The organism is Magnetospirillum fulvum MGU-K5 (assembly GCF_000442515.1).
Classification (GTDB): domain Bacteria; phylum Pseudomonadota; class Alphaproteobacteria; order Rhodospirillales; family Magnetospirillaceae; genus Phaeospirillum; species Phaeospirillum fulvum_B.
This window is the reverse complement of sequence record NZ_AQPH01000075.1, coordinates 1-15,597: the sequence shown is the minus strand read 5'-3', so window position 1 is coordinate 15,597 and position 15,597 is coordinate 1. Positions and strand designations below refer to the sequence as shown.

Here is a 15,597-nt window from a genome sequence, read left to right as displayed (position 1 = left end):
AGGGTTCGGGAGGCCTTGCCTCCCGATGGGGGGCGCGGGGGCAAACGCCCCCGGCATATCGGCTCACGTCATGAGTCACTCCGCTACGCGGTCGGGCTGCCGCCCGTACCCGCTTGGAGGCAGTGCCTCCAAGCCTCCCTTTTCTCTTTTATTTCAATGAATAAGAAATAAGGAGGGTTCGGGAGGCCTTGCCTCCCGATGGGGGCGCGGGGGCAAACGCCCCCGAAATACGTCCGATTTACACTCCCACCAGGGCCCTCACCTCGGCGGCAGAGTACCCCTGTTCGCGCAACGAGCGCAGCGTCTGGGCGTGATCACGCTTGGCGAGACGGCGGCCGTCGGGGCCGGTCAGCAGCGGGTGGTGGCGATAGTCAGGAACCGGCAGATCGAACAGCGCCTGAAGCAGGCGGTGGATATGGGTCGCCTCGAACAGATCGACTCCCCGTGTCACCAGCGTCACCCCTTGGCGGGCGTCGTCGAGGGTGACGGCGAGGTGATAGCTGGTCGGGCAATCCTTGCGCGCCAGCACGACATCGCCGAACAGATCGGGGCGGGCAACCACCGCCCCGGCATCGTGGTCGTGCCAGACCAGCGGCCCGACCCGCCGGACCGCCGCCGCACAATCGAGGCGCAGCGCGAAGGGCTGGCCGGACTGGCACCGCTCCGCCCGCTCTTGCTCGGACAGGGCGCGGCAGGTGCCGGGATAGAGCGGACCGTCGGGGCCGTGTGGGGCCTGACCGGCGGCGGCGATATCCTTACGGGTGCAAAAGCAGGGATAGAGCAAGCCCTCGGCGGCGAGGCGATCAAGCGCTGAGCGATACTCGTCGAAATGCTCGGATTGCCGCCGCACCGGCTGCTCCCAGACCAGACCAAGCCAAGCGAGATCGGTCAGGATCGACTGGGCGAAGGCCGGACGACAGCGGCCCTGATCGATATCCTCGATCCGGAGCAGAAACCGGCCCGCCGCCGCTTGTGCCGCCGCAAAGGCGGTCAGAGCGGAAAAGGCATGACCGAGATGAAGCTCTCCGGTCGGGCTGGGGGCGAAACGGGTCACGATCATGGGCGAACGCGCGGATTGGTCCTTCACAGGGAGCGGGGGGGCGTGATCTTATTACGCTCCCGTTCCGGTTCCGGCCCAGTCTAGCATGGCCGGACATCGGGCGCGCCCCGTTGGAGGTGTCATGACCGATCTGTCCCCGACCTTGCCCCCGCTGACCGGCCCCGAGGTCGCCCCCGCCTCCGGCGGACCGGCGGCGCAGTTGGTGGTGCTGCTGCACGGAATCGGCGTCGATGGCTCTGACCTGATCGAACTGGCCCCGTTCTTCGCCACGGTGCTCCCCGACGCCGCCTTCGTCGCCCCCGATGCGCCCGATCCGTTCGATCTGGCTCCGTTCGGGCGGCAATGGTTCAGCCTGCAAGACCGCAGTGCTCCGGCGATCTCGGCCGGTCTGCGCGCCACCGCGCCCCGTCTCGATGCCTATATTGATGCCCAATTGGCCCGCTGGGGTGTTGGCGACGGCGATCTGACCCTGATCGGCTTTAGCCAAGGGGCGATGATGGCGCTGCATGTCGGCCTGCGCCGGGCAAAATCCCCGGCGGCGCTGATCTCTCTGTCTGGGGCGCTGGTCGATGCCGGGTCACTGGCAGCCGAAATCACGGTTCGCCCCCCGGTGCTGTTGGTTCACGGCGAGGATGACGAAGTGGTCAACCCCGCCAGTCTGGCCAATGCCGAACGGGCGCTGACCGCGGTGGGGGTGCCGGTGCTGGCCCAGCTCCGCCCCGACCTGGGTCACGGCATCGATGATTCGGTTGCCCGGCTGGCCCAAGCCTTCCTGGCCCAAACCTTCGGTTGTCCAGCTTAAAGGAAACGTCACGACGTTAACATGGATTATCCGGGGTAAAACGGCTATCGTCTCTCAACCCGTGAAGGGAGAGGCGTTTGGTCGCGTTCGAAAGCCATCCTGCCCTGGTGCTGAATGCCGACTTTCGGCCACTCAGTTACTTCCCGTTATCGCTGTGGTCGTGGCAAGACGCGATCCGAGCGGTGGTCTCTGATCGTGTGTCCGTGGTGTCGGAATATGACCGGGAAATCCGCTCCCCCACCTTCACGATGCGGTTGCCCAGCGTCATCTCGCTGAAGGAATACGTCCCCACCGCCAGACGACCGGCTTTTACCCGCTTCAACGTCTTTCTGCGCGACCGCTTCAGCTGTCAGTATTGCGGTCACCCCTTCCCGACCCACGAACTGACCTTCGACCACGTCATTCCCCGCGCCCGGGGCGGGCGGACCAGTTGGGACAATGTCGTCACCGCCTGTTCGCCCTGCAACCTGCGCAAGGGCTGCCGCTCGGCCCGCGCCGCCGGGATGACCCTGCTGACCAAGCCGGAACAGCCGACGACGTTTCAGCTTCAGGTCAACGGCCGCTCGTTCCCGCCTAATTACCTGCACCAATCCTGGCGGGATTTCCTTTATTGGGATACCGAGCTGGAGCAATTCTGACCCGGGCGCGGGCGCTATGCCCGATGATAGGGATGGCCGGACAAGATCGCCTGGGCCCGCCACAATTGCTCGGCCAGCAGGGCGCGGACCAGCATATGCGGCCAAGTCATCGGACCGAACGACAGCAGCAGATCGGCGCGCGACCGCACCGCCTCACCATGGCCGTCGGCGCCTCCGATCAGAAAGACCAGATCGCCGCAGCCAGAGTCACGCCAGCCTTGCAGCTTGGTGGCAAAGGCCATCGAGCCCAGCGCGCCGCCGCGTTCGTCAAGCGCCACCGCCACCGCGCCCGGCGGCACGCAACCGAGCAGAAGCTCGGCCTCGCGGGCCTTGAGACGGTCGGACGGCAGCGGTCGGCGTTCCTCGACCTCGCGCAGGATCAGCGGCGGGGTCAGGCGGCGGACATATTGCTGGAACAAATCCAGCTCCGGACCGGGACGGACCCGGCCCACCGCCGCCAGGGTCACCCGCATCAGACGGCCGGGGCGGCCTGGGGACGCGGGGCGGGGGCAGCGGCGGTCTCGGCCGGACGAGCCCAGATCTTTTCCAGATTGTAGAAGGCGCGGACTTCGGGCCGGAACAGATGGACGATGATATCGCCGGCATCGACCAGAACCCAGTCGCACTGCGGCTCGCCCTCGGACGAGACGTGATATCCGGCCTGTTTCAGCGCCCGGCCGATATGATCGGCCATTGCACCGACCTGACGGGACGACCGCCCGCTGGCGATCACCATGCAATCGGCGATCGAGGTGCGGCCGCGCAGATCGAAGGTGACGATGTCTTCGGCCTTGAGGTCTTCCAGAGCGGCGGTGACCAGGGCGAGCAGATCGGTCGCCGGGGTGGACTCGGAAGGAAGAGGCTGGGTAATGACGGGCTCCTGTCGCTTAGGCCTGTATCAGGGAATGGGCGCGGCCGCTCGCAGCGCGGTAGAGGAAGCGGGATGACGCCGAATGTGGAGAAACACCCAGGCGGGAAGTTGCTTCCGGCATAACCCGCGCGCCGCCCCCGAAGGGCAACGGAAGCGGGCGAATCGCCGCGATGCCTTTGCGGCCAAGGCTGGTTCAGAATACGGTTCCCGCGCCAGAATCGCAACTGGAACCGTGCGAAAGATCGTGGTCCAGCGCGTCCAGCGGTGAATTTGGGCCAGATTGTCGGCGCCCATCAGCCAAACGAAGTCGATTCGGGGGAAACGGCGCAGCAACGCGGCCAGGGTATCGGCGGTAAAGCGGGTGCCCAGGCTGGTTTCCAGCGCGGTGACCCGTAGGCCGGGGTGACCGGCGGCGATCGCCCGAGCCGACAAGACCCGGCTGGCCAGCGGGCGGGTTTCGGCAGCGGATTTCAATGGGTTCTGCGGACTGACCATCAGCCAGACCTGATCGAGACCCAGCAGCCGCATCGCCTGAAGCGCGACATGGCGGTGCCCCTCATGGGCGGGATTGAACGAGCCGCCCAGCAGCCCGACCCGCGCCCGGCAACGGTTGCCGCGCGGATTGGGCGGCAGAGGAAGGGGAGACAGCGGTGCCATGTCCTATCCCAGCAGCAGGTCGCGGGCCTGATTGAGCCGGGCGGCAATCCAGGTCGAGCCGCCGCGATCGGGGTGGTTGGCCCGCATCAGCCGCAGATGGGCGGCGCGGATTTCGTCGGGACCGGCATGAGGAGGCAGCCCGAGAACCTCGAACGCCTGGGCCCGGGTCATCGCGCTCTCGCCCTGCGGCGGCGGAGCCGACCCGGCGGGCCGCTGTCCCCGGATCATCCGCCAGAAGCCATGCAGCCGGGTTGCCCGCGACAGCCAGGGCGACAAACCGGCGATCAGGGCAATCAGACCGGCCAGCCGACCGCTCAGCACCAACGCCAGCCCGACCGCCGCCACCGTCAGCATCGCGACGGCGATCAGCACCGATTTGACCTTTCCCGGCGGCTGGCGGGTCAGCCAACCCAGACCGGCCAGGGCCAGCAGAAGCCCCGCCGCACCTAGAATGATCCAGGCCAGCATCGGCACCCCCGCGCAGACGGGGAACGGAAGAGAAGCGAGGCACTCATTCCAGATCGAACACCTGATCGCTGCCGGTCAGTTCGAGCAGACGCAGCACAGTCGGCGGGGCTCCGCGCAGGGTCATCCGTGCCCCGATGCCGGTGACGGTATCGCGGACCAGATGCAACATGCCCAGCCCGACCGAATCGATCCGGGGCACCCGGCTGAGATCGAGGACGACCCGGCTGACCCGGATCGGAGCGATCTCGTCGATCAATTGTTGGCACGAACTGCCAGCGGTATGGTCGAGGCAACCGTCGAGCGAGACGGTCAGGACGGACTCGGCGTGGGACAGAAGAGCCTTCATGAGTCCTCGGTTCGGGGGGGAAAGGAAGACGTGGGGCCGAGTATGCCCGCAGATGGTCGGCTTCTCCACCCTTCTCGTGCGGGCAACGTCTGGTCCGCCCCCAGTCCTCATGTCATACTTATTTTGTACCATCCTCCGCTTTGCCGAGGCGTCATGGAGCTGTTTGCGCCGATCGATCCCAGACAGATCGGGCTGTTGCCGGTCGGCGACGGCCATCAAATCTATTGGGAAGTCTCGGGGAATCCGTCCGGCCCCGCCGTGTTGTTCGTCCATGGCGGCCCCGGCGCAGGGACCCAGCCGGCCTATCGCCGCTTTTTCGACCCCAGCTTCTGGAAAATCGTGCTGGTCGATCAACGCGGCTGCGGCCATTCGCAGCCCGAAGCCTCGATCGTCGCCAACACCACCGCCCATCTGGTCGCCGATCTCGACGCCTTGCGGGTCCATCTCGGTATCGAACGCTGGCTGCTGTTCGGCGGGTCGTGGGGAAGCACCCTGGCCCTGGCCTATGGTCAGGCCTTCCCCGAACGCTGCCTGGGCTTTGTCCTGCGCGGAGTGTTTTTGTGTTCCGCCGCCGAGATCGACTGGTTCATGACCGGGATGGGCCACTTCTTCCCCGAGGCCGGGCGGCGCTTTGAAACCTATCTGCCGCCGACCGAGCGGGCTAACCCGCTGGCGGCGTGGCAGGCCCGGCTGAACGATCCCGATCCGCTGGTCCATCTGTCCGCAGCGCGGGCGTGGTGCGCCTATGAAGAAGCCTGCGCCCGGCTGGTCCCCCGCCCCGATGACGGCGTCCCGGTCGGCCCCGGCGTGTTGTCGATGGCCCGGCTCGAAGCCCATTACATGGCTCATGCCGGGTTCCTGGCTCCCAACCAATTGCTGAACGGGATGGGAACGATCCGTCATCTTCCCGCGATCATCGTCCAGGGCCGCTATGACGTGATCTGTCCGCCGGTCACCGCCTATGAGCTGGCCCGTGCCTGGCCCGGCGCGGTGCTGCGGATCATCCCCGATGCCGGTCACGCCGCGATGGAGCCGCCGTTGCGCGCCGCCCTGGTCGAAGCGGTCGAACAAATGAAAGCCGTTGCCATTGTGTAATGGCCCAGACGAAGCGGCGACGGCATCCAAACACCACCGTCACGGTTCCGCCGCTTGCGGAAGCCTCGGCGGCGGGCCTATAACCGCGAGAGTCCCCCAAAGGTCGCGGAGCGTGCGATGATTTTAGTCACCGGCGGCGCCGGCTTCATCGGGTCGAACATCCTGGCGGCGCTGGAACAGCGCAATGCGGGCAAATTGGTCGCCTGCGACCGGCTGCGCAGCAACAACAAATGGCGCAACATCGCCAAGCGCGAACTGGCCGACATCGTCCATCCCGAGCAATTGTTCGATTTCCTTGAGGCCAATCGCAAAAGCATCGAGGTCATCTTTCACATGGGCGCGATTTCGGCCACCACCGAAACCGATGCCGACAAGATCGTCGCCAACAATTTCTCGTTGACCCTCGCGCTGTGGAAATGGTGCGCGATGAACAACGTGCGGATGATCTATGCCTCGTCGGCGGCGACTTATGGCGACGGCAGCAACGGCTTTGACGATGATGCCTCGGTCGAGCATCTGGCCAAGCTGCATCCGCTCAACGCCTATGGCTGGTCGAAGCATCTGTTTGACCGCCGCGTTGCCCGCAAACTGGCGGTTGGCTCGCGCCGCCCGCCGCAATGGGTCGGGCTGAAATTCTTCAACGTCTACGGTCCCAACGAGTACCACAAGGGTAACCAGCAGAGCGTGGTGGCCCAGATTTACCCCCACGCTGTCGCCGGAGCGGCCTATCAATTGTTCCGCTCGCACAATCCGAAATACCCGGACGGTGGCCAGTTGCGCGACTTCATCTGGATCGGCGATGTCGTCGACGTGATGATGTGGGCCTACGACAATCCCCAGGTCAACGGCCTGTTCAATGTCGGCACCGGCAAGGCGCGGTCGTTCCTTGACCTTGCCACCGCAGTTTATCGGTCGGTCGGCCGCGAGCCGCAGATCAAGTTCCGCGACACCCCGATCGAAATCCGCGACAAGTACCAGTACTTCACCGAGGCGCGGATGGAGCGGCTGCGCGAAGCGGGCTACGACCGCCCCTTCACCGGGCTGGAGCAGGGCGTCGAGACCTATGTGAAGCAATATCTGGCCGCCGCGGATTCGTACCGATGAGCTTCGCCTATCCCCAGATCGACCCGGTCGCGCTGCAACTCGGGCCGTTCGCGATCCGCTGGTACGCCCTGGCCTATATTTCCGGGCTGCTGCTGGGCTGGCGCTATGTCAAGGCGCTGGCCGCCCGCCCGCCCCATGCGATGAGCGAGACCGAGGTCGATGACTTCCTGGTCTGGGCAACGCTGGGGGTGATCCTGGGGGGACGGCTGGGCTATGTCCTGTTCTACAAGCCCGCTTATTTCTTCGCCAATCCGCTGGAAATCCCGATGCTGTGGCATGGCGGGATGTCGTTCCACGGCGGCGCGCTGGGCGTGATCCTGGCCATCGTCCTGTTCGCCAAGAAGAACGGGCGCAACCTGTTCCTGATCGGCGATGCGATCTGCTGCGCCGAACCGATCGGCCAGTTCTTTGGCCGCATTGCCAATTTCATCAATGGCGAATTGTTCGGCCGCGTCGCCCCTCCCGATTTGCCCTGGGCGATGGTATTTCCCCATGGCGGGCCCGAGCCACGCCATCCCAGCCAGCTTTATCAGGCCGGGCTTGAAGGCGCGGCGCTGGGGCTGACCCTGTTCCTGTTGTGGCGCTTCACCGGCATCCGCCACCGTCCCGGCGCGCTGTCCGGGGTGTTCCTGGCCGGATACGGGCTGGCCCGGATGGTGGGCGAGGTCTATCGCCAGCCCGACGCCCATCTTGGCTTCCTGTGGGGTGGCTTTACCATGGGCCAGTTGCTGTCGGTGCCGCTGGTACTGGCGGGAGCCGCTCTGATCGCCGCCGCCTATCGGGGCAAGACCGCCACGGCGTAAGACCACCCGGCCAAAGACTTGGCCGGGTGTATTGCCCCTCACCGGGCGGGCGCCGCAATGGCGGCTGGATACAGTCAAAGAGGTCAGGTACGGGGACAAATCCTCCCGTCTACGAGCCAAGGTGACATCATGACCCAGGCATTGGCGCGCATTCTGGCCGAGACGATCCGCGAACAGGGGCCGATGTCGGTCGCCGACTACATGGCGGCGGCACTGGGTCACCCCGAGCACGGCTATTACACCGGGCACGACCCGTTCGGGCTGGGCGGCGATTTCACCACCGCGCCCGAGATCAGCCAGATGTTCGGCGAACTGGTCGGATTGTGGTGCCTGTTGACCTGGCAGGCGATGGGATCGCCCGAACGGCTGGTTCTGGCCGAAATCGGGCCGGGGCGCGGCACGCTGATGGCCGATCTGCTGCGCACCGCCCAGGTCCGTCCCCCCTTTGCCGCCGCGCTGGACGTGGTGCTGGTCGAGACCAGCCCGGCATTGCGCAACCGTCAGGCCCAGACTCTGGCCGGGCACAAGGTCGCCTGGGTCGAGCGGGTCGAGGATTTGCCCCCCGGTCCGCTGCTGGTCGTCGCCAACGAATTGTTCGACGCCTTGCCGATCCGTCAGTTCGAGCGCCAGGGCGGAGTCTGGCGCGAACGGCTTGTCGGGCTGGGCCCGGACGGCGGCTTTGTCTTCGTCACCGGGGCGGAAACCGACCGTGCCGACTTGCCCGCCGCAGCCGACGACGGCGCGATCGCCGAAATCGGTGAGGCCGGTCTGGCCCTGGCCGGATGGCTAGGGCGACGGCTGGCCACCACAAGCGGGGCCGCCCTGATCATCGATTATGGCCACCAATCGGGCGGGTTCGGCGACACCTTCCAGGCGGTACGCCGTCACCGCTATCACCCGGTCCTCAGCGATCCCGGCCATGTCGATCTGACCGCCCATGTCGATTTCGCCCGGCTGGCGGCGGCGGCGGTGGCGGCGGGAGCCCGGGTTGACGGGCCGGTATCCCAGGGTTTGTTCCTGTCCCGGATGGGGCTGGAAGAGCGGGCGCGGATGCTGATGCAGACGGCGACGCCCGAGCAGGCTGCAACCCTGGCCGCCGGTGCACGGCGCTTGATCGATCCCGGCGAAATGGGCACCCTGTTTCGTGTTCTCGCCCTGGCTTCGCCAACCTTACCCAAGCTTTCTGCTTTAGACGCGCCTCAAGGATCATCCCCCCCATGATCACACTTTCGATTCTGAACGAGATTTCGTGCCTGCGGCACGGCTTTTTTACCCGCGAAGGGGGCGTTTCGACCGGCATTTACGGGTCGCTCAATTGTGGCCCCGGTTCGAAGGACGATCCCGCCGCAGTGACCGAGAACCGCGCCCGGGTGTTGGCGATGCTGGATCAACCCGCCGATGCGCTGTGCACCTTGCATCAGGCCCACACCGCCGAGGTGGTGGTGGTCCGTGACAGATGGGACCCGGCCCATCCCCCGGTCGCCGACGCGATGGTGACCGACCGCCCCGGTCTGGTGCTGGGCATCCTCACCGCCGATTGCGCCCCGGTGCTGCTGGCCGACGGTCGCGCCCGGGTGATCGCCGCCGTCCACGCCGGATGGCGCGGTGCGCTGGGTGGCGTGCTCGACAATGCCGTCACCGCGATGATCGGCCTGGGGGCGAAGCCCGATCGCATCGTTGCCGCGATCGGCCCCTGCATCGGCCAGCGCAGCTATGAAGTCGGCCACGATTTCCCCGAACCCTTCATTGATGCCGACATCATCAACGCCGATTTCTTCGCGCCCTCGCCCTTTACCGAGGGACGCTATTTGTTCGACCTGCCGGGCTATGTCTCGCGGCGGCTGTCCCGGCTGGGCGTGACCGAGGTGTCGCGGGTGCCCGCCGACACCAACCGCGACGAAACCCGCTTTTTCAGCTATCGCCGCGCCACCTTGCGGGGCGAGCCGGATTACGGGCGGCAATTGTCCACCATCCTGCTGGAAGGCTGATCCCCCGTGCGAGCCGCGATTGGGGTTCTGCCGCTGCTGATGCTGGTGGGTTGTGGCGAGGTGCCCCAGCCGTTCCGCCACGACGGCCCCAATCTCGCTTTGGCCCCGACCGCCGCCCGCGCCGTGCTAGTGCAGCGGATCGACGAGTCGCCGCGCGCTACCGCCCTGGCCGATGCAGTGGTCCGCCGCCTGCTTGAGGCCGAGATTCCCGCCACCACCCGCAGCGGCGGCGGGGGCGGCTGGACGCTGGCCCCCGCCGCCGAAGAGAGCGCGGGGTCGATCCGCCTGCGCTGGCGCTTGCTCCGCGCCGATGGGGAAAGCGCCAGCGATCTGATCCAGACTCTGCCCGCCGAGGCCTGGAAAGCCCCCTCGCCCCGTCTGATCGACGGTCTGGCGGCCGAACTGGTCGGCAAGACGATCCCGGTTCTGAGCGGCACCCCGCCCGCCGCCCCGGCTCCGCCGCCGCCGCAAGTGCCGACGGTGCGGGTCGTGCCGCCGTCCGATCTGCCCGGCGACGGCAACACCGCCCTGGGCGGAGCGTTGCGGCGACTGCTGGAAAAGTCGGGCTTCAAGCCGGTCGAGGGCGATGCCCCCGCCGATTTCGTCGTGCGGTCCCAGGCCACCGTCACCCCCGCCCCTGGTGGACAGGAGACTCTGACGATGGTGTGGATCGTCGGCGGTGCCGACGGGGCCGAAGTGGGGCGGGTGTCGCAGCAGGGCGCGGTGCCGAAGGGACGGTTGGCCGGATCGTGGGGATCGCTGGCCGCCGACATCGCGGCGGGCGGCGTCGAAGGGATCGACGAACTTCTCCGCGCCGCGAAACGGAAGTAACCCCGCTTTTGTCAGCCCCCTTCCCGCCCGGAAGCGGCGGGTGTAGGGTGGCAGCCAGTTTTCAGACCCACGGAATCCTCATGACCGACAACGACAGCAAGGCCGCCGCGTCCAAAATGTGGGGCGGCCGCTTCGCCGGTGGCCCGGCCGCGATCATGCGGCGGATCAACGCCTCGATCGATTTCGACCGCCGCCTGTATGCCCAGGACATCCGAGGCTCGCAGGCGCATTGCCGGATGCTGGCCGCGCAGAAGATGATCAGCGCCGAGGATGCGGCGGCGATCCTGGGCGGGCTGGACACGGTGCTGGCCGAGATCGAGGCCGGAACCTTCCCCTTCCGCGCCGAGCTTGAAGACATTCACATGAATGTCGAGGCAAGGCTGGCCGAACTGATCGGCGAACCGGCGGGACGGCTGCACACCGCCCGCTCGCGCAACGATCAGGTGGCGACCGATTTCCGCCTGTGGGTCCGCGATGCGATCGACGGGATGGAAGCCGGGCTGAAGGATCTGGTCGAAGCCCTGCTCGACCGCGCCGAGGAACATGCCGCGACGGTGATGCCCGGCTTTACCCATCTTCAGGCGGCCCAGCCGGTGACCTTTGGTCATCACCTGATGGCCTATGTCGAGATGATCGGCCGCGACCGCAGCCGCCTTGCCGACGCCCGCAAGCGATTGAACGAATCCCCGCTGGGCTCGGCGGCTTTGGCCGGAACCTCGTTCCCGATCGACCGCGAGGCCACCGCCCGCGCCCTGGACTTTGACCGGCCGATGCGCAATTCGCTGGACGGAGTGTCGGACCGCGACTTCGCGCTGGAATTCCTGTCGGCCTCGGCGATCTGTGCGGTGCATCTGTCGCGTCTGGCCGAGGAACTGGTGATCTGGACCAGCGCGCAATTCCGCTTTGTCTCGCTGTCCGATGCCTTCACCACCGGCTCGTCGATCATGCCGCAAAAGCGCAATCCCGACGCCGCCGAACTGATCCGGGCCAAGACCGGGCGGGTGATCGGCGATCTATCTTCGCTGCTGATCGTGATGAAGGGCCTGCCGCTGGCCTATTCGAAGGACATGCAGGACGATAAGGAGCCGGTGTTCGAGGCCGCCGACACGATGGAGCTGGCGATCTCGGCGATGACCGGGATGATCCGCGACCTCACCGTCAACGAAGCGGTGATGGCAGCCGCCGCCGGAGCGGGCTTTACCACCGCCACCGACATCGCCGATTGGTGCGTCCGCGCGCTGGGGATGCCGTTCCGCCGCGCCCACCATGTCGCCGGATCGCTGGTCAAGCTGGCCGAGGACAAGGGAGTCGGGCTGGAAGATTTGTCGCTCGACGAGATGCGGGCGATCGAGCCCGGCATCACCGAGGATGCCAAGGCGGTGCTGACCGTCGCGTCGTCGGTCGCCAGCCGCACCAGCCAGGGCGGCACCGCCCCGGTGCGGGTGCGGGCCGCGATCGCCGAGGCCCGGGCCCGGCTGGCGGAGGAGACGCGATGACCCGGCGCGGCCTGCTTGGACTTCTGGCCGCCGGACTGGGGGCTTCGGTCCTCAGCGCCTGCGGCCGCAAGGGCAAGCCGGACCAGCCGGACGGCGCGACCTTCCCGACCACCTATCCCTACACGCCCTATCCCACCCGCCGACAGGCGCCCCGGGACGGCGAGGCGGCCCCGCCGCCGACCCCAGAAACGGACCAGACACGATGAATCATTTCGAGTATCAGGGCGGCGTGATGTTCGCCGAAGGGGTCGCGATCCCCGAGATCGCCGCCGCGATCGGCACCCCGTTTTATTGCTATTCGACCGCGACGATCGAACGCCATTACACCGTTCTCGCCGAGGCCTTGGCGACGGCGGGGCTGGACACGACGATCTGTTTCGCCTGCAAGGCCAATTCGAATCTGGCGGTGATCCGCACCCTGGCCCAGTTGGGCGCCGGGGCCGACGTCGTCAGCGAGGGCGAGTTGCGCCGGGCCCTGGCGGCGGGCGTTCCCGCCGGACGGATCGTCTTTTCCGGAATCGGCAAATCGCGTGAGGAACTGGCCTTTGCCATCGAGGCCGGGATCATGCAGATCAACGTCGAGTCCGAACCGGAATTGCTGATGCTGTCCGAACTGGCGGCGGCGGCGGGCCGGATGGTCGAGGTGGCGATCCGGGTCAACCCCGACGTCGATGCCAACACCCACGCCAAGATCACCACCGGCAAGAAGGAAACAAGTTCGGCATCGAATGGACCCGCGTGCGCGAGGTCTATGCGATTGCCCGGTCCTTGCCCGGACTGGCTCCGGTGGCGGTGGCCTGCCATATCGGCTCGCAATTGACCGAGATCGGCCCGTTCCGCGAAGCCTTCCTGCGCCTGCGCGATCTGGTCCGCGATCTGCGCGCCGATGGCACCGACATCCGCCGCCTTGATCTCGGCGGCGGTCTGGGCGTGCCCTATGAGGACGAAACCCCGCCCTCGCCCGCCGCTTATGCCGAAGCGATTGCCCAGACGCTGGGCGATCTCGGTTGCCGCTTCATCGTCGAGCCCGGCCGCCTGCTGGTCGGCAATGCCGGTCTGCTGGTCTCGTCGGTGGTGCGGGTCAAGAGCGGGGCCACCCGCACCTTCGTCATCGTCGATGCGGCGATGAACGACCTGATACGCCCGGCTCTCTACGATGCCTATCACGCGATCCGGCCCGTGGTTGAACCCGCCGCCGATGCCGCGACCGCCCCGGTCGATATCGTCGGCCCGGTGTGCGAGACCGGCGACACCTTCGCCCGTCAGCGCGCTCTGCCCCCGGTCGAGGCGGGCGATCTGCTGGTGTTCGGCACTGCGGGCGCCTATGGCGCGGCGATGGCCTCGACCTACAATTCGCGGCCGCTGGTGCCCGAAGTGATGGTCAAGGGCGACCGCTACGCATTGGTGCGGGCCCGCCCCAGTTACGAGGAGATGATCGCCCAGGACCGCCTGCCCGACTGGCAGAACGGCTAAGGCTGGGACCGCGCCGCCTTTATAACGCGGCGCGGTCGATCTCGTGGGCCAGCGCGATATCCCGCTCGGTCAGGCCGCCGGATTCATGGGTGGAGAGCGTGATCTCGACCCGGTTCCAGCGATTGGTCCAGTCGGGGTGATGCTCCAACCGCTCGGCGGCCAACGCCACCTGCGTCATGAAGGCGAAGGCTTCGGCGAAATCGCGAAACACGAACTCGCGGAACAGAGAGCTGCCATCGTCGCGTTCGACCCAGCCGGACAGGCTGGCCAAGGCGGCGGCGCGGTCGGCACCGGCCAGTACGGGACTCATCAGCGGGCCTCCTATCCCAAAAGTTGCGAACCACCTGATAGATGGGTGACGCTGGCACCCTCGGCAAGGACACGATAAACTTAAGGCCATGATGAGCAGACTGATCCCGCACCACGCCGCGCCGCCTTCGCTTGCCGATCTCGACACCATCGCGGCGGCGGCGTTTGCCGAGATTCCCGAGGAACTGCGCCGTCACGTCGCCGACGTTCTGATCCGGGTCGAGGACTTCCCCGACGAAGATGTCGAACGCGAAATGGAGCTGGAAAGCCCGTTCGATCTGCTCGGCCTCTATCGCGGCTCGGCGATGGACATTCACGCCTTTGGCGGTGTGCCGGGCTCGGTCGATATGATCCTGCTCTACCGTCGTCCGATCCTCGATTACTGGTGCGAAACCGGCGAAGACCTGTCCACCCTGGTTCGCCACGTCCTGATCCACGAAATCGGCCACCATTTCGGCCTGTCCGACGACGACATGAGCCGAATCGAGGACGAGGTCTAAAGGATGAGTCCGCCGCGCCGAGGGAAAGCGGCGGGTCTCGTTCTGCTTCTCCTCGCGATGCTGACGATGCTGCCCGGTCCGGCCTGGGCCGCAAGCGAGCTTCGTGTGCTGGCCCGCACCGCGACCTTATCGCCCGATCTGGTTACCCGCTTCGAGCGGGAAACCGGCATTGCCGTCCACCTCACCGAGGTCGCCGATTCAGACGGGATGATCCGCCGTCTCAGCGGCGGGGCCTCCGGGTTCGACATCGCCTTCCCGGCCGATCATCACGTTGCCGGGCTGATCGACCAAGGCGGTCTGGAACGAATCTGGGCCGACCGCCTGCCTGGATTCTGGAATATCGAAGATCCCTGGCGGTCGCGCTCGTTCGACCCCCGCAACGAATACACGATCCCCCATCAGTGGGGGACGATCTCGTTTGCCGTCGATAGCTCGATTCACAAGGGCGACATCGACAGCCTGTCCCTGCTGTTCTCGCCCCCCGCCGATCTGGATCACCGCGTCGGCGTACTGGACGATTCGGCGATGCTGCGTCTGGCTCTGATCCAGGCGGGCGAACCGCGTTGTTCCACCGATCCCGCCCGGCTTGACCGGGCCGTCGCCCTGTTGCGGCCGCTCTTGGCCCGCGCCCGGCTGATCCCGGTCGATCAGGTCGTTGCGGCGCTGCAAGACGAGACGTTGGCCCTAGCCGTCACCACCAGCGGCGATGCGATGCGCGCCCGCGAGACCCGGCCGACCCTGGCCTTCGCCTATCCGCGCGAAGGCAATCTGGTCTGGACCGACGTTATCGCGGTGCCGCGTCACCCGCCCAACCGCGCCAATGCCCTGAAATTCGTCGCTTTCATGCTGCGGCCCGAGAATGCCGCGCTCGACACCAACTATAACGGGTTCGCAACGATGATCCGGGGAGCCGAGGCGCATCTGAAGCCCGAGGTGCTGGCGGCACCGGAACTGGTGGCACCGTGGCCAGCCAAGGTCGGCTTCCTCGTCGCCTGCGGGCCGGACATCCACCGCCGCCACGATGAACTTTGGCAGCGGATTCGCCAGCCGGAATGAGGGAGCGGTTCGGCAGCCCCTAATTGGCGTCGCCGATCCAGGGGAGCGGCTGCACCGCCACCCCTTCTTCATGGAGATCGCGCGCTTCGTCGCGGGTGGC

Annotated in this window: 19 protein-coding genes and 1 pseudogene; 13 read left to right on the top strand and 7 right to left on the bottom strand. The window is 66.7% G+C overall.

The genetic code is table 11. The annotated features are described in order from the left end of the window. Nucleotides 1-238: 238 nt before the first annotated feature. Entirely contained in the window at nucleotides 239-1,060 is an 822-nt protein-coding gene (gene gluQRS / locus K678_RS14745; protein ID WP_021133272.1) for a tRNA glutamyl-Q(34) synthetase GluQRS, read from the bottom strand. A 121-nt stretch (nucleotides 1,061-1,181) separates the two neighbouring features. On the opposite strand from gluQRS, the gene K678_RS14740 reads away from it, so the two are divergent. After that, a complete protein-coding gene (locus K678_RS14740; RefSeq protein ID WP_021133271.1) occupies nucleotides 1,182-1,862 on the top strand; it encodes an alpha/beta hydrolase in 681 nt (226 codons plus the stop codon). 77 nt (nucleotides 1,863-1,939) lie between these two features. Continuing rightward, nucleotides 1,940-2,500 (top strand): HNH endonuclease, encoded by a 561-nt coding sequence (locus tag K678_RS14735; RefSeq protein ID WP_021133270.1) that lies wholly within the window; start codon nucleotides 1,940-1,942, stop codon nucleotides 2,498-2,500. Nucleotides 2,501-2,514: 14 nt separating this feature from the next. Here K678_RS14735 and rlmH read toward each other — a convergent pair whose 3' ends face one another. From rlmH to K678_RS14710, 5 genes are all read right to left on the bottom strand, one after another. Then, nucleotides 2,515-2,973 carry a 23S rRNA (pseudouridine(1915)-N(3))-methyltransferase RlmH gene (gene rlmH / locus K678_RS14730; RefSeq protein WP_021133269.1) on the bottom strand — a complete coding sequence of 153 codons (459 nt, stop codon included), beginning with the start codon at nucleotides 2,971-2,973 and terminating at the stop codon, nucleotides 2,515-2,517. Further along, nucleotides 2,973-3,320: a ribosome silencing factor gene (rsfS, locus tag K678_RS14725; RefSeq protein WP_269210528.1), complete on the bottom strand. Its 348-nt coding sequence runs from the start codon at nucleotides 3,318-3,320 to the stop codon at nucleotides 2,973-2,975. The genes rlmH and rsfS overlap by 1 nt, the downstream gene beginning before the upstream one ends. 78 nt (nucleotides 3,321-3,398) lie before the next feature. After that, nucleotides 3,399-4,028, bottom strand: coding sequence for a nicotinate-nucleotide adenylyltransferase (locus K678_RS14720; protein WP_021133267.1), 630 nt, complete (start codon nucleotides 4,026-4,028; stop codon nucleotides 3,399-3,401). Nucleotides 4,029-4,031: 3 nt separating this feature from the next. After that, nucleotides 4,032-4,496, bottom strand: coding sequence for a J domain-containing protein (locus K678_RS14715; protein ID WP_021133266.1), 465 nt, complete (start codon nucleotides 4,494-4,496; stop codon nucleotides 4,032-4,034). A gap of 43 nt (nucleotides 4,497-4,539) precedes the next feature. Next, nucleotides 4,540-4,842 carry an STAS domain-containing protein gene (locus tag K678_RS14710; RefSeq protein WP_021133265.1) on the bottom strand — a complete coding sequence of 101 codons (303 nt, stop codon included), beginning with the start codon at nucleotides 4,840-4,842 and terminating at the stop codon, nucleotides 4,540-4,542. Nucleotides 4,843-4,995: 153 nt separating this feature from the next. On the opposite strand from K678_RS14710, the gene pip reads away from it, so the two are divergent. The 9 genes and pseudogenes from pip to lysA all read left to right on the top strand — a co-directional run bounded on the left by pip (nucleotide 4,996) and on the right by lysA (nucleotide 13,632). Continuing rightward, a complete protein-coding gene (gene pip / locus K678_RS14705; protein ID WP_021133264.1) occupies nucleotides 4,996-5,937 on the top strand; it encodes a prolyl aminopeptidase in 942 nt (313 codons plus the stop codon). 117 nt (nucleotides 5,938-6,054) lie between these two features. Further along, nucleotides 6,055-7,041, top strand: coding sequence for an ADP-glyceromanno-heptose 6-epimerase (gene rfaD / locus K678_RS14700; protein ID WP_021133263.1), 987 nt, complete (start codon nucleotides 6,055-6,057; stop codon nucleotides 7,039-7,041). Continuing rightward, nucleotides 7,038-7,844, top strand: a complete 807-nt coding sequence (gene lgt, locus K678_RS14695) for a prolipoprotein diacylglyceryl transferase (protein ID WP_021133262.1) — start codon at nucleotides 7,038-7,040, stop codon at nucleotides 7,842-7,844. Before rfaD ends, lgt begins: the two co-directional genes overlap by 4 nt. A 129-nt stretch (nucleotides 7,845-7,973) precedes the next feature. Further along, on the top strand, nucleotides 7,974-9,065 hold the full coding sequence (locus K678_RS14690) for a class I SAM-dependent methyltransferase (RefSeq protein WP_021133261.1): 1,092 nt from the start codon (nucleotides 7,974-7,976) through the stop codon (nucleotides 9,063-9,065). Further along, a complete protein-coding gene (pgeF, locus tag K678_RS14685; RefSeq protein WP_021133260.1) occupies nucleotides 9,062-9,832 on the top strand; it encodes a peptidoglycan editing factor PgeF in 771 nt (256 codons plus the stop codon). Before K678_RS14690 ends, pgeF begins: the two co-directional genes overlap by 4 nt. A 6-nt stretch (nucleotides 9,833-9,838) precedes the next feature. Further along, nucleotides 9,839-10,663, top strand: coding sequence for a hypothetical protein (locus K678_RS14680; RefSeq protein ID WP_021133259.1), 825 nt, complete (start codon nucleotides 9,839-9,841; stop codon nucleotides 10,661-10,663). Between the two features lie 80 nt (nucleotides 10,664-10,743). Continuing rightward, nucleotides 10,744-12,159, top strand: coding sequence for an argininosuccinate lyase (gene argH, locus K678_RS14675; RefSeq protein WP_021133258.1), 1,416 nt, complete (start codon nucleotides 10,744-10,746; stop codon nucleotides 12,157-12,159). Next, entirely contained in the window at nucleotides 12,156-12,365 is a 210-nt protein-coding gene (locus K678_RS14670; RefSeq protein ID WP_021133257.1) for a hypothetical protein, read from the top strand. Before argH ends, K678_RS14670 begins: the two co-directional genes overlap by 4 nt. After that, nucleotides 12,362-13,632 (top strand): annotated as a pseudogene (gene lysA, locus K678_RS14665) (diaminopimelate decarboxylase). The gene K678_RS14670 and the pseudogene lysA overlap by 4 nt, the downstream one beginning before the upstream one ends. Nucleotides 13,633-13,651: 19 nt before the next feature. Here the strand turns inward: lysA and K678_RS14660 are convergent. Next, nucleotides 13,652-13,942: a 4a-hydroxytetrahydrobiopterin dehydratase gene (locus K678_RS14660; RefSeq protein WP_021133254.1), complete on the bottom strand. Its 291-nt coding sequence runs from the start codon at nucleotides 13,940-13,942 to the stop codon at nucleotides 13,652-13,654. Nucleotides 13,943-14,030: 88 nt separating this feature from the next. Here K678_RS14660 and K678_RS14655 point away from each other — a divergent pair, with 88 nt between their 5' ends. Both K678_RS14655 and K678_RS14650 read left to right on the top strand, forming a co-directional pair. Then, the gene (locus K678_RS14655) at nucleotides 14,031-14,441 is read left to right on the top strand and encodes a metallopeptidase family protein (RefSeq protein WP_021133253.1); all 411 of its coding nucleotides are present in this window, start codon (nucleotides 14,031-14,033) and stop codon (nucleotides 14,439-14,441) included. A gap of 3 nt (nucleotides 14,442-14,444) precedes the next feature. After that, a complete protein-coding gene (locus K678_RS14650) occupies nucleotides 14,445-15,497 on the top strand; it encodes an extracellular solute-binding protein (RefSeq protein WP_021133252.1) in 1,053 nt (350 codons plus the stop codon). Nucleotides 15,498-15,597: the final 100 nt, after the last annotated feature.